General features: G+C 50.1%; 11 protein-coding genes. 7 read left to right on the top strand and 4 right to left on the bottom strand.

Annotated elements, in window-relative coordinates:
- The first annotated feature begins 24 nt into the window (after positions 1-24).
- Positions 25-606, top strand: coding sequence for a hypothetical protein (locus tag ACXAGC_RS19400; RefSeq protein WP_474846486.1), 582 nt, complete (start codon positions 25-27; stop codon positions 604-606).
- Positions 607-736: 130 nt separating this feature from the next.
- A complete protein-coding gene (locus tag ACXAGC_RS19395) occupies positions 737-2,479 on the top strand; it encodes a PAS domain S-box protein (RefSeq protein WP_474846484.1) in 1,743 nt (580 codons plus the stop codon).
- Between the two features lie 77 nt (positions 2,480-2,556).
- Here ACXAGC_RS19395 and ACXAGC_RS19390 read toward each other — a convergent pair whose 3' ends face one another.
- Entirely contained in the window at positions 2,557-3,942 is a 1,386-nt protein-coding gene (locus tag ACXAGC_RS19390) for a hypothetical protein (protein ID WP_474846482.1), read from the bottom strand.
- A 49-nt stretch (positions 3,943-3,991) separates the two neighbouring features.
- Complete coding sequence (locus tag ACXAGC_RS19385; protein WP_474846575.1) at positions 3,992-5,443, bottom strand: DUF3336 domain-containing protein; 1,452 nt, start codon at positions 5,441-5,443, stop codon at positions 3,992-3,994.
- 195 nt (positions 5,444-5,638) lie between these two features.
- On the opposite strand from ACXAGC_RS19385, the gene ACXAGC_RS19380 reads away from it, so the two are divergent.
- Genes ACXAGC_RS19380 through ACXAGC_RS19370 form a run of 3 tightly spaced genes read left to right on the top strand, consistent with a single transcriptional unit; the run spans position 5,639 to position 8,951 of the window.
- Positions 5,639-6,847, top strand: coding sequence for a DUF445 domain-containing protein (locus ACXAGC_RS19380; RefSeq protein WP_474846480.1), 1,209 nt, complete (start codon positions 5,639-5,641; stop codon positions 6,845-6,847).
- A 2-nt stretch (positions 6,848-6,849) separates the two neighbouring features.
- Positions 6,850-7,515, top strand: a complete 666-nt coding sequence (locus tag ACXAGC_RS19375) for a TetR/AcrR family transcriptional regulator (RefSeq protein WP_474846478.1) — start codon at positions 6,850-6,852, stop codon at positions 7,513-7,515.
- A complete protein-coding gene (locus ACXAGC_RS19370; protein WP_474846476.1) occupies positions 7,515-8,951 on the top strand; it encodes a wax ester/triacylglycerol synthase domain-containing protein in 1,437 nt (478 codons plus the stop codon). The genes ACXAGC_RS19375 and ACXAGC_RS19370 overlap by 1 nt, the downstream gene beginning before the upstream one ends.
- A 19-nt stretch (positions 8,952-8,970) precedes the next feature.
- On the opposite strand, the gene ACXAGC_RS19365 is transcribed toward ACXAGC_RS19370, so the two are convergent.
- Positions 8,971-9,699, bottom strand: a complete 729-nt coding sequence (locus ACXAGC_RS19365) for a DUF4403 family protein (RefSeq protein WP_474846475.1) — start codon at positions 9,697-9,699, stop codon at positions 8,971-8,973.
- A 113-nt stretch (positions 9,700-9,812) separates the two neighbouring features.
- Here ACXAGC_RS19365 and ACXAGC_RS19360 point away from each other — a divergent pair, with 113 nt between their 5' ends.
- On the top strand, positions 9,813-11,429 hold the full coding sequence (locus ACXAGC_RS19360) for a GMC family oxidoreductase (protein WP_474846473.1): 1,617 nt from the start codon (positions 9,813-9,815) through the stop codon (positions 11,427-11,429).
- Between the two features lie 40 nt (positions 11,430-11,469).
- On the opposite strand, the gene ACXAGC_RS19355 is transcribed toward ACXAGC_RS19360, so the two are convergent.
- On the bottom strand, positions 11,470-12,078 hold the full coding sequence (locus ACXAGC_RS19355; RefSeq protein ID WP_474846471.1) for a TetR/AcrR family transcriptional regulator: 609 nt from the start codon (positions 12,076-12,078) through the stop codon (positions 11,470-11,472).
- A gap of 143 nt (positions 12,079-12,221) precedes the next feature.
- Between ACXAGC_RS19355 and ACXAGC_RS19350 the strand changes: the two genes are divergently transcribed.
- Complete coding sequence (locus tag ACXAGC_RS19350) at positions 12,222-14,246, top strand: oxidoreductase (protein ID WP_474846469.1); 2,025 nt, start codon at positions 12,222-12,224, stop codon at positions 14,244-14,246.
- Positions 14,247-14,283 lie beyond the last annotated feature (37 nt).

The following is a 14,283-nucleotide window of genomic DNA, read 5'->3' as shown; positions in this document are numbered from 1 at the left end:
TTTCTTCGGTATAAAGGAAAAGTGATGGTACAGAAAAATAAGCCAAACGGTCCGTTGACCGGCTGGATTGAAGCCGGCTCCGAACTTATCGCTGAGCAGTTGTCCGGTGTGACTGAACAGATTAACTGTCAGCTTGATGCGCAAAAAAAATCCTTTGATGAGCTGCAGCAACGGGGTGCCAGGATGGATGCACATCTCCGGTCATCTTTATCGCCTTCGGCTGTTTTTGCCAATATGGAACAGTTAGTCAAAACCAGTCCGCTCTGGTCATTTGTGCCGTCTTTCACGGCAAAGCGTGATAAACGTGAGCAACAACTTGATGTGTTGTCGGCGAAAGTGGATGTGCTGGTAGAACAGGTTGCGTTACTGGCGGCAAAGCAGGCACAGGAAAAAGCTCAGGCAAAACAGGAAGCTGAAGCTTCTGCCAGAGTGGAAACGAAAGAAGTAGCTGAAAAAGTTGATCCCGCTGTTACAGCAGCAAAGTCTGCCAGTGTGGAGACGCCGGAGAAGCCTTCACGGAGACCTTCAACCCGGAAGAAAACGGTGACTTCCACTCCCGGAGCGAGACCCCGCACAATATCTTCAGTTCGTCCTAAAGCAAGGTAACGCTCACAGTCTGCCTGTTATCAGAGTCTGCCGGGTAATGGCAGGCTCCGGTTTTATAAAGATTTAATTTCTCTTATATTGGAAAAAGTGGCCGGGTGCTTCTATACCTTCTTTAAAAGGAGGACAGGGCATGCCGTTTTTTTCACGCAACGACGCAGCAGAACAAGCACTTCAACAATCCATACTCGCCGTAGTGACCATTGATGAACACAACAAGGTCACCTTTTATAATGACGCCGCACAACAGCTCTGGGGGTATTCGCCTCAGGAAGTGCTGGGTCGCAATATTCAGATGCTGGTTCCCCGCGAACATCAGAGTAATCATGACAGCTACGTCAATGCTCACCGTCAGACCGGTGTGAATAAGATAGTGGGCAGCGCCAGGGAAGTTGAGCTGGAAACCAAATCTGGTAAGCGTATCTGGGTTCAACTGGCGCTGTCTCAGGTGATCGTTAACGGCAAGAAGCATTACACGGCTTTTGTCCGGGATGTCACGGAGGAGCGTGAGTCGCGGGAAATTGTTGAGCAAACCCTTGAGCAGGCTCTGGATGCGGTAGTATGCATCGACCACAACAATCTGGTGACGCTGTTTAATGCCTCTGCTGAAAAAATGTGGGGGTACAGCCGGGACGAAGTGATCGGGCAAAACGTTAAGATGCTGGTGCCCCACGCCATTCAGGCTAACCATGACGAATATGTGAATGCAAACCGCCGTACCGGACAGGACAAAATTGTCGGCACCAGCCGCGAAGTGAAAATTGAAACAAAGCACGGCGATACATTGTGGGGAAAGTTGTCTCTTTCTAAAGTACGTCTTGATGAGCGGACGCTTTACACCGCGTTTGTTAAAGATGTTACGGATGAAGTTGAGCAACGTGAGCTGCAACGTATGCTGTCGCTGGTGGCGAATGAAACTGACAATGCAGTGATTATCTCTGATGCAGAAGGTCTGATTGAGTACGTGAATAATGGCTTTGAGGGGTTAACCGGCTGGACACTGACTGAAGTGAAGGGGCGGAAGCCGGGCTCCTTTCTGCAGGGGGAAGAGACCGACCCCAGGACTGTCGATGTTATCCGTCAGAAAATTAAGAACCGGGAAGCCTTTTACGATGAAATTCTGAATTACCGGAAAGATGGTGCGCCTTACTGGACGTCGCTTTCAATAAACCCGGTGTTTCAGGACGGAAAGCTGGTTAATTTCATTGCAGTACAGGCTGATATTACCCGGGTGAAACAGATGGCGCTGGATTTCACCAATAAACTGAAAGCAATCGGAAGTGCACTGGTACTGATGGAAATGGAGCCCGGCGGCAAAGTGGTGGACGTGAATAAATTGCTCAGAACCACGCTGACCGGTGTAGTTAATCAGGACGTATTTGCGCAGCGTATTCTGCAGGCCCTGAGTGCGGAAGATAAAGAACAGCTCAATCAGAATGGGTTTGTATCGAAAGTTATCGAAATCCATGAAAGTGACAAATATCTCGCTTTTGATGCGCGGATTAGTGCGCTGAAGAGTTTTAATGGCGATATCACACGCTACGTGTTCTTCGCCATTGATGTGAGCACCCGCAAGCAGGCGGTTAACCAGACGCTGGTTGCTATGAAAGAGTTATTAACAACCAGCCAGACGATCAGCTCTATCGTCGGCACAATTAATAGTATCTCTGAACAAACCAACTTACTGGCTCTCAACGCAGCCATTGAAGCGGCGAGGGCCGGAGAAACAGGGCGGGGATTTGCCGTTGTTGCCGATGAAGTGCGAACCCTTGCCGGGAATTCAAAACAGTCTTCCGACGAAATCGATAACCTGGTAAAAACTACCGTCAGCAATATTGAAAAGCTGGATGAACTGATTCAGAAAATTGACAGTTAAATGGCTGGCTGGCGATGCCTGCGGATTTCAAAACAAATACGCAGGCCATTGTTATCAACAGTACTGACTCATCATTATCACCGCCAGATAGATTGGTTTTTGCGGTCGGCAAAGAAGTCGTGGGGTTCCCAGAATGCCGGAATGTGTTCGTCCACATCGGCGATGGTGAAGTTCTTTTTCAACTGACTCATGATTTCTGTCATGCGTGCGCGGTCAATTTTCATCAGTTTTTGTTTGGTGGCGTTAAAGAACAGATTTCTGTCTTTCGCTACCCGCTCTTCTTTGCCGGCAGCAAAAAAGGTCAGGTTCCTGGACACAATTTTGCAAACCGGTTCAGCAGGATGCTCCGGGTTTAACCGGGACACAATGGCATATTCATACTGGTCTTTTTCCTGACCTTTTTCATTCACCGGAATGAAGCACACACCGAATCCCTGAGGGAAATAACCCACAATATTGATGAAGTGCTCAGCGAGCCGGCTGTTAACACTTTTTTGTTTCGCCATTTGTTCAATCAGCATATAACCCTTCGGCAGCATAGAGCGGTTATAGCCGGGCTTGGTTGACAGAACAATGGAGGAATAGACCTGCGGGATTTTTAAAATATCGCCGATTCCGGATTTACCGGTGAATGTGTCCTGCATCAGTTCCATAAGAAAGCCGTGGGGGCCTTTGTTCTGTTCACAACCGATAAAGGAAACACCGTCTCTGATAAAGGTCAGTGTTTGCTGATAGTTAATCTTTAACAGTTGCTTGCGGAAAGATTCATCCAGTTCTCTGAACGGATCATCTTCGCCGTCTTCCCCGTACAGAATGCGCACAGCCTCTTCGTGATAAAGTCCGATGTCCTGAAAAATAGCCGCTGCGATGACAGGGGTGGCGATGAAGTTTGCCCATTCCCGCATTTTTACTTCATCGGTAAACCGTTCAAGTACGCCGGCATACTTTGATAAATAGCTATGTTTTACGCTGCTGTCTGCCAGCACTTTGTCACTTAATCTGAGAGCTAGTACTGCTTTGTAAAGCGGTTTAAGCCGTTGATGATAGCGGGCGTAATTGCCATCTTTACCCCGCGTGAGCAGAAGCAATGTGCCCAGAAAGCGGGAGCTGGCGGTCTGGGTCTCATAATAAGTTTCCCCTTCACTCAGGGAAATTATCTGCGACACAATAGTGATTATCAGGCGCTGGCGATCTGCCTGTTCTTTCTCAAGTTGCTGCACCGCGGATTTATGTTGCTTCTTCAGATCTTCCAGCACGGCAATGTTGGCCCTGGTTTCGCTGACAACTTTGACTTCCTGCGCCAGGCTCTGAATGCGCTTTTTCAGGTCTGCGGTAACCGCATAAAAGTGTCTGGCATATGTCACCACCGAGGGCTTTGCCGTATCCACAGGATCGACAAGTTCAATGAGTTTTTTGACTTTGCTGACATACTGGCTGTCAGCCTGAGTGGCATTGCGGTTCACGGCATTCCTGAGCGTTAAAATACTCCGAGTCTTCCTTTCCGGTTTTTTATCAGTGCCCTGATTCCCTGGCTTCCCGTTCTTTTAGCTTAGCTAAATATAAGCGTAACGTCTCGCTAATTTTAGTATTTCTTTCAATAACATCAATGTGCTCCCAGGTAGACTTCTCGCCGCTGCGTATCAGCGATGTAATACTTTCTGAAGTCGGGTTGGCGAGGATCTGACTGAGACTCCTGAGCTGATTATGAGGAAGAATATTAATATTGCCTACGTACTGCTGGTCAATGACCGACCGTACTTTATGAATTGCGAGGCGGGCAGCCTTGTTACCGGTGAGGTTCTCAAGCATGTCGAACGCAAAAATGCTGTTAGACTTCGCCAGTTGACTGATGTGGCGGAATGTCAGTCCGGTCAGTGTAGTAGCACCGGCGCGGTTTGAGGATAAAAAAGGCACAGCCAGGGGATTTGTCTGGCTGACGATGCTGTGGTTAACACCGTATAACCGTGACAATTGTCTGAAAGGCAAATCCGCCATGAGTGAGCCGTCCACGAACCGGCGGTTAGGGATGTACGGTATGATATCGCCGGCAGCATTTTTAGCGCGTAGTTGCACGGGGCTGAAAAATAACGGGACGGCGGTGGAGGCTCGCACAGCCTGAGTAATAATAGCATTCGGAGATGTTTTGGCGTTGAGTACCCGTGATTGTTGATGTAAATCCATCGGTGATACGGAAATGTTGATATGACGCCCGGTCTTACTGAAAGCCTCTTCAAAAGTCATCAGATCAAACAGTTCAATGAGGGTATTTTCCAGCGCTGTGGCATCCAGCAGCGACTTCCTGCCAAACCCTGACCATTTTCTCCAGTAACGAAACTTACTCAGAATAAACTCAGGAGACAGGGCTTCCTGCAGTTCCTGCTGGTTTTTTGTGCCAATCATAGCGGCGATAATAGCACCGGCACTGGCCCCTGATATCACGGTGGGCAACAGGTTGTGTTCATTGAGGGATTTCACTACACCGGCGTGAAAAAATCCCAGACCGGCACCACCGGACAGCATCAGACAGGAACGGCCGAATGCATGAGCCGTCTCTTCAAAAAACTGCTTTTTATGGAAAAAATCCACCACAGATTCATCAGCCCGGTAAATGGCATCCAGTGCCATGACCACTTCGCTGATAAAGGTTTCGATAAGCTGCTTGGTGCCCGTTTTACTGTGTGTAAGCAGGGCAGGGTTGGCGATATTACCCAGATTACCATGCAATCCTTCATGGAGTACCGACATCAGGCCGGTCACATCCTGTAACTTTCTGGCTGACTGCATGCGTTGAACACGTTTGCGTATCAACCGGTAGTCGTAATCTCTGCTGGCTTCTTTTCGCTTCCAGTCATCTGCGCCGGTCAGGGCGTCGTGAGCCAGGCAGGCTTCACGGTATTCAGCATAATCAGAAGCCAGTTCAATATCCTGCTCTATTGCATTCGATTTTGAGAAAAATACCATAATACCGGCCTCTTACTGATCTTTGGAAACACATCACTTGCAGTGATATTAGCCAGCCTGGCAGGAATAATTTGAATGCTCTACCTAATTTTGAACGTATGGCGCAGATCAAGCTTTCACCGCAAAAGGTTTGCTAAATATGTAATCTCCCTTTAGCCTGAAGCTATGTCGGTAAAATAGCCAAAAACAATAGCTTGCATGGAATGGAACCCGGAACTGCTTAGCCTGCTGTCTATCCCGTTTATCAGCGCGATTGTGGGTTGGGTGACCAATTATCTGGCGGTCAAAATGATGTTTTATCCCATTGAATTTAAGGGGATCAGACCATTTTTTGGCTGGCAGGGGCTGATCCCGGCAAAACGGCGGGAAATGGCTGAAATTGAAGTAGAGCTGGTTCTGGGCAAACTGCTCAGTGTTGAAGAACTCGCCCAACGCCTGGACGGCGAACAGCTGGCCTGTGCCATCGAACGGCGCTTAAAGCAGGTGCTGAAAAGTGTGGTCAACGAGGTGATGGAAGCTTCAGCACCGGATTTATGGGCCGCAGTGCCGGTGCAGGGAAAGAATCTGGTTTACCGCCGGATTGAAAATGACATGCCCCGGGTTGTAAAAAAGCTGGTCACAGATTTTCAGTTAAATATAAATGAAATTCTGAACATCAAAGAGCTGGTAGTCGAGCAACTGGTCGGTTCGCCTTCACTCATCAATGAAATTTTTCTTACTGCCGGTGCCAAAGAGTTTCCGTTCATCGTCCGTTCCGGTTTTTATTTTGGTTTTCTTTTCGGGTTACCCACCATGTTTCTGTGGCACTATTTTCAGGCATGGTGGTTGTTGCCGCTGGGTGGGTTGCTGGTGGGCTACGCCACTAACTGGATTGCAATTAAAATCATCTTCGAACCTAAACGTCCCCGTAAGTTTGGTCCTGTGACTGTTCAGGGCATGTTTCTGAAAAGGCAGGCGGAAGTGTCCCGTGTGTATGCTGAAATTATCGAAAACAAGCTTATCACTCCGCAAAATATTACCCATGTGATCCTGCACGGCTCCGGGTCAGCATCGTTACTGGAGCTTATCGAGCTGCACGTCAATGATGCTATTGAGCGCTATGTGGCCGTTGCCCAGCCGTATTTCGGGTTGGGTGTCGGCTCTGAAAATTATTTCAAGATGAAAGCGCTGGCCGTACAGCGTATTTTTGAAAACTCAGATAAAGCCCTGTTTTATGCTTACGATTACGCCCATTCTGCTTTACGGGTAGGAGATGATTTACGGGGCCGCATGCAGGCTCTCCCGCCGGAAGAATTTGAAGGCGTATTGCGTCCTGCTTACCGGCAGGATGAATGGAAGCTTATTCTGACAGGCGCATTACTGGGCCTGGCAGCCGGGTTTGCCCAGTTTTATCTGGTGTTTATCTGAACATGAAAACCGCAGACAAAATACTCTACACGGCGCTGTCACTGTTCAATGAGCATGGCGAAAACAGCGTAACCAGTGTAGATATTGCCATGGAACTGGATATCAGTCCGGGTAACCTGTACTACCATTACAAGGGCAAAGAAGTGATTGTTGAACGCCTTATCAACATTCACAAAAATCAGATGCTGCATGTACTGCGAAGTGATATTGCCGCCCGCATCAGTGCGGAAGATGTGTTCTATTATTTCTACATGATCATTGAGAAACTGCATCTGTTTGAATTTCTTTACCGGAGTCCGGCAGATCTTGCCGAAAAGTATCCTCACGCCCACAAGGTGAGAAATCAGGTGGTGAGTGCGCTGGAAAAACAGATAAGCAATGTATTGCATGCGCTTAAATCCTCCGGTTCTCTGACCCTGGAAAAAGCGGAGTTACCTCTGCTTACTGAACTGTTAACCCTTGTGTTGACCCAGTCGTTTCAATATGACCAGCTTGGCCGCAGCCTGGACGGTGAATCTCAACGATATCACTGCCTGTCTTTATTAATGATGAGTTTATTGCCGCGGTTAACCTTACCGGAGGGCACCCTGGCTGAACTGAATCAGGGGATTGCCCGTCACAGTCTGGCAAACCTGAAACATACTGACTGGACAGACGGGGAAGACTGATGGGCCGCTCACTGTCTTTTCTGGACAAGTCTTTCTGGCTGGCGGAGTCTGACGCCAGTCCCAAGCATGTGGGTTGTGTGCAGATCCTTGAAATGCCTGAGCAGGCATGTGCTTCAGAGTACGTCAGGGCGCTTTACGAAGAAGTAAAATCGCACACAAAAATTACCCCGCCATTTAATTGCAAAATTAAAACGCTGCTGGGTTACCCCCTGGGTTTGCAGCCTGTAAAGCACATGGATATGGATTATCACGTGCAATTTCATATTACTGAAAACATTCAGGATCGCAGACAGCTCGATAAACTCACCGAAACACTGCATGCTTCGCGGCTCGACCCGGAAAAGCCACTCTGGCAATTTATTTTTTTGCATGACAACACCAGCCGTCAGTTTGTGATTTATGCGCGGGTGCATCATCTCTACGGTGACGGCGCAACGCTTGTTCGCTGGTTTCAGGCCGGATATACCGCCGGACCTGCTGAGCAGGGATTTACTCCGGTCTGGGCACTTAAACGGCTGCGCCACAAAAGAAAGCATCTGGTGCGCTGGCGCGACAGGTTGTTCGCTGTCTGGCAGGGACTGAAAACCAGCTGGCAGTTTTTCATCATTATGTTGCGGCTGCTGATGAAGCTGGTGCGTATTAACACCCATTACATGCCGTTGCCCTTCAGTGGTACGCAAACGCCTCTTACCGGTCAGGTGAGAGCAGGCAGGGCGGTAACTACAACAGACATCGATTTTGCAGAGATTAAAGCGCTGGCAAGACGCACGCGGGCATCTGCTAACGAAATATTGCTGTGCGTATTTGATATTGCGGTTCACCGTTTTCTGAAAGATCACGGACAGCGGTTTACCCGTCCACTGTATACCAATATGCCGGTTAATTTGCGTAAACCGGGCGAGAAGACCACCGGTAATAAGATTGCCATTGTGCCTGTTGAACTGGCCCACGGCGAGCGGGACCCGTATGTGCGGTTAAGGCAAATCATTGTGAATCACCGCATCGTCAAACATGCTGCACAAAAAGCGACACCGGGGGCATTTAAAGCGTACACCATCACTATTCAGGCGGTATCACTTGTGTTTGAATGGTTACACTTGTCAGACTTCGTCAAGCCCATAGCGAATATCTTAATTTCAAACCTGCCCGGACCAAAAGAAGCCCGTTATCTGAAGGACAGCAAATTACTGGCCTGTTATCCGGTGTCCACCATGACGCCGGGTGGCGGCGTGAATATCACACTGATGACCTACAACGGAACAGCAAACGTGGGGATGGTGTGCTGTAACCGGCATGTCAAAGACATCAGCCCTCTGGCCGGTTATGTCCATGAAGCTTTAGCCATTCTTGCCCGGTCGGTGGATGAACCCGGAGTGGGTATTGAAGATATCGGCGAGCAGATTGAAAGTTATCCCCGTTCGGTCATTGCTGAATAGTGTGAAGGTTTCATTAACCTCAGCGGAAACTGAATCTCAACCCGCCGTTGACCACGAATACCTGTTTTCCCCAGCGGTGAAAAACAACTTCCCGCCAGTGGCCGCCTAATGCATAGCTGAGATCCTGCGTTTCAGCATGGCGCTGCAACACCGCATCAATTTCCGGTTTGTGATAGTCCAGAATACGCTGTTTGTTATGATCAAGATACAGGCGCAGATACGACAGCAAACGGTCAGTTTTGCCGGTGGTGGCGATACTGGCAATATTCAGAAGAGGTGCACTGATAAACTCAGTCAGTGACTTACCCAGTTGTAACCCGGGCACAATCTGACGGATCAGTGAGCGGGTGTCATTGAGCAGCGCATAGTTGTCATTAACCAGTTGGATAGCGTCGGATTTGAGATCCTCAATACTGATCACATGGTTTTGAATATCGTAAACCGGCGTTCCGCTTATCACGACAATGACATGGGCACGGTAAAGCGGGGTATCGAGGACCGTAATGTTGAGTTCTGCAAAACATTGCAGTGCCAGCCTGTTTGATTCTTCCTGACCGTGAACCTGTGCTTCCGTGATAGTCAGGCGGGCCTTTCCTCCCGGTACATCAAACGGAAAAGAGCGGGGGAACAGGGGAGTCAGTAACGCCTGTAGTTCTTGTGTGGTGTAGTCATCATACGTCAGTCTGCCTGTTTTTATCATCAGGCCGCAAACGGCGACTTTCCATTTTTCCCGCCAGCTGAGTGTCAATCCTCTGTCCCTGTGGTTCAGTCTGTCACTACAGTAACATAAAAAACACAGACAATAGCCGACAATTTGTTAAACTGGTAAGAGCAGTTGAATAAGCACATTGCGGGTGGCGTATGGTTGAAGAACAGTATGATTATGTGATCACCGGAGCGGGATCTGCCGGCGCAGTGCTGGCAGCCCGTTTGTCAGAAAATCCGTCTGTTACTGTGTGTCTGCTGGAAGCCGGTGGTAAAGACAACAATCCGTTCATCCATGTGCCGTTCGGATTGTCTTTGCTCAGTCGTTTTGACAGCATTGGCTGGGGATATTTCACTGCACCGCAAAGTGAGCTGAATGACCGCGAACTTTTCTGGCCCAGAGGGAAAACCCTGGGGGGCAGCAGTTCAGTCAATGCCATGTGCTACATTCGCGGCCAGCGGGAAGACTATGATCGCTGGGCTGAATCCGGCGCTGCCGGCTGGAGTTACAACGAAGTGCTGCCATGGTTTAAAAAGGCAGAAGATTATCACGGCGGCGCAGATGCTTATCATGGCACCGGCGGTCCCCTCAGAGTTGAAAAGCTTCGTCATACCGATCCGCTTTCCCGGTGTTTTGTGAATTCTGCAGATGCTGCCGGTTTGCCTGTCAGAACCGACTTCAACCGTGAACAGCGGGAAGGGCTTGGCTTTTATGATGTCACCCAAAAGCACGGCCGGCGCTGGTCCACGGCGCAGGCGTATCTTAAACCTGCGTTGAACCGGCCCAACCTGACGGTACATACCCGGACGCTCACTGAAAAAGTACTTTTCACCGGTAAAACCGCCAGCGGCGTGCAGGTGCGGTATAAAGGCAAAGGTCGCCGGATTGGCGCACGTAAAGAAGTCATTCTGTGCGGAGGGGCAATTAATTCACCGCATCTGTTGATGCTCTCCGGAGTGGGACCCCGTGACATGCTGATGGAAAAAGGCGTGCATGTGGTCGCGGACTCCCCGGGTACAGGCCGTAACTTGCAGGATCATCTGGACGCTATTGTGCAATACCGTTGCACGTCCCGTCAGGGCTATGCTGTTGCACTTTCTGCCATACCCTCCTACATAGCAGCCGGTTTCCGGTATTTGTTTTCATCAGGAGGCCTGCTTTCTTCCAACATTGCCGAAGCCGGCGGCTTCGCTTCTTCATCACTGGCGCAGTCCGGTCAGCCGGATCTGCAATTTCATTTCCTGCCGGCCATTCTGGCTGAACATGGCCGCCGCTCGGTTTACGGATACGGTTTCGGGGTTCACGTTTGTGCCTTGTATCCGAAAAGCCGTGGCAGTATCTCTTTGCAAAGCAGTCATCCTGCTGACCATCCGCTAATCGAGCCTGCTTATCTCACCCATCCCGACGATAAAAAAGTGCTGCTCGAGGGGGTTGCTCTGGCAGACAAGCTGGTAAACAGTACGGCTTTCGATGACGTGCGGGGGAAACGATTGTCACCGCCACAAGGGAATAACGATGAGGCATTGCTTGACGAATTTATCCGTGAGCATGCGGAAAGTATCTATCATCCTGTTGGCACCTGCAAAATGGGAGCGGCAGAGGATGAAATGGCGGTGACTGACAATCAGTGTCGCGTAAAAGGGGTAAATGGCCTGCGGGTTGCAGATGCGTCGGTCATGCCTGTGTTGCCCGGGGGCAATACAAATGCGCCGGTGGTGATGATTGCCGAGCGGGTGGCGGACCTGATCATCCGCAGTGCCGGCCATCCCTGAGCCGCCGGGCTTTCTGCAAAAGGTACTTTGCCTTCAGAACTTACTTTAATCCGGCAGAGCGGATAAACACTTCTGCGGCACAGTCGCACATTTCGCTGATATGCGACTCGTCGGCGTAAATACCATCAATTAATAGTCTTGCGATACCGTGCAGGGTACTCCAGGTGACCTGCGCCAGCCTCAGTGCATCCTGATCTTCGGGAAGCAGTCCACTGGACTGCCAGGTGCGGGTCATGGTGAGCTGGTATTGGAAGCAGGGATAAGCAATGTCTTTCAACTGTGCTGTTGCCTGATCGTTGTGCCATAACGTCCGCCCGAACATCAGTTCATAGACCTGCGGGTGGTTCGCGGCATAATTGACATACTGGTGGATAAAGCGGCGGAAACGGGTAGCCGGAGTCAGATCTTCCTGTTCAAAAATAGCTCTGGCAGAGGCGTGCCAGTCGTCAAACCCTTTAGCAGCAATAGCACTGAGTAATGCATTTTTATCTTTAAAATGGTGATACGGGGCGGTTCTCGATACGCCCGTTACCTCTGCCAGCTTTCTCAGCGACAAAGCGTCTATGCCACTGTCTTCAATGATAGTGGTGGCCGCTTCAATGAGCGCACTGCGTAAATCACCGTGATGGTAAGAAGAACCGGAAGTCATAGCGTTTCCTGATAAGTCGGTAAGCGGAGTGTCCCGTTTAATCTTGACACTGTCAACATTGGTGTTATCTTGACGGTGTCAAGTTTGCGTTGTTCACCAAACCTGGCTACAAATTCAATGACAGGCAACCATCAGGACTAAACATGAGCACCACCACGTATCCGCATCTGTTTCGCCCCCTTGATTTGGGATTCACTCAGTTAAAGAACCGCGTCATCATGGGCTCTATGCACACCGGGCTTGAAGAAATGCCGGGCGGGCACAAACACATGGCCGCATTCTATGCCGAACGAGCCCGGGGCGGTGTGGCGTTAATTGTAACTGGTGGGATCGGACCTAATGAAGAAGGCTCTACCCATCCTGCCACACGGCGCCTGGATTCAGATAAGGCCGTTGCCCATCATCGTGAAGTGACGGATGCGGTCCATGCCGAAGGCGGGAAAATTTGTATGCAAATCCTGCATACCGGCCGTTATGCCTACTCGGAGAAGCTGGTGGCGCCATCGGCTATTCAGGCGCCGATTAATCCGTACAAACCCAAAGCGCTGACAGAAGAAGAAATCGAACAACAGATCAGTGACTTTATTTTTGCTGCCACTCAGGCGCAGAAAGCCGGTTATGACGGTGTGGAAATCATGGGTTCTGAAGGTTATTTCCTGAATCAGTTTATTGCAGCCCGCACGAATCAGCGTGATGATGACTGGGGAGGCAGTTATGAGAACAGAATGCGTCTGCCGGTTGAAGTGGTGCGCCGGGTCCGTGAAGCCACCGGTGATAACTTCATCATTATTTACCGGCTTTCCATGCTGGACTTAGTCGAAGGCGGCTCTACATACGATGAAGTGGTGAAGCTGGGGCTGGCTATTGAGGAAGCCGGCGCGAATCTTATCAATACCGGGATCGGCTGGCATGAAGCGCGAATTCCTACCATTTCAACACGGGTGCCGCGGGCTGCTTTCACCTGGGTGACTGCGAAGTTTAAAGCGGCGCTCAATGTGCCGCTGATCACCTGTAACCGCATCAATACACCGGAGGTCGCAGAAGCCGTGCTGGCTCGGGGAGATGCGGACATGGTTTCCATGGCGCGGCCATTTCTGGCAGACGCTGAGTTCGTTATTAAAGCTGAACAAAACCGCAGTGATGAAATAAATACCTGTATTGGCTGCAATCAGGCGTGTCTGGACCATATTTTTAACGGCAAACTCACCAGTTGTCTGGTTAACCCGCGGGCCTGTCATGAACTGCAACTGCAAATTGCGCCGGCGCAGTCAGTGAAGCATATTGCTGTGGTCGGGGCCGGTCCTGCAGGGCTGGCGGCGGCGACTACCGCTGCACGGCGGGGGCATAAAGTCACGCTGTTTGACAGTGCATCTGAGATTGGCGGTCAGTTCAATATCGCCAGACAGATCCCGGGCAAAGAAGAGTTTAATGAAACCCTGCGCTATTTCGCCCGTCAGCTTGAGCTTACCGGCGTAGATGTTCAGCTGAACACCAGAGTGACCGCAGACACGCTGAATAACGGCAACTTTGATGACGTTATTCTGGCGACTGGTATTACCCCGAGAGTGCCCGACATTGAGGGCATTGAACACAGTAAAGTTCTCACCTATCTGGACGTGATCAGAGATAAAAAACCGGTGGGCAAACGTGTAGCGGTAATCGGTGCCGGTGGGATCGGTTTTGATGTGTCTGAGTATCTGTCACACGGGAAGAATGCGCCAAGCCTGGATATTCCCGTTTTCATGAAAGAGTGGGGCGTGGATATGACACTGACAGCAAGGGCTGGTGTGGAAGGGGTTAAACCTGCACCAGAGCCGTCATCCAGAGAAATCTTCCTGCTCCAGCGGAAAACTTCCAAAGTGGGCGCGGGTCTGGGTAAAACGACCGGATGGTCTCACCGCGCCAATCTTATGATGAAAGGAGTGAAAATGATCGCTGGCGTAACCTATGACTGCATTGATGATGAAGGTTTTCACTGCACAGTAGAGGGCAAGTCAATGGTACTACCGGTAGATAATGTGATCATTTGTGCCGGACAGGAGCCGCTGCGGGCATTGCAGGAAGGCCTGACGAAACCGTGTCATCTTATCGGCGGTGCAGATGAAGCCCGTGAACTCGATGCCAAACGGGCCATTGAGCAAGGAACAAAAGTCGCAGCGGCTTTGTAACGGTTCGAAGCAGGCTAAGCCCGGTTTTATAAAACCG

The organism is Alteromonas sp. AWJ4_197, assembly GCF_056160285.1.
The sequence above is the reverse complement of the archived record's forward strand: the minus strand, read 5'-3'. Positions and strand labels throughout refer to the sequence as shown.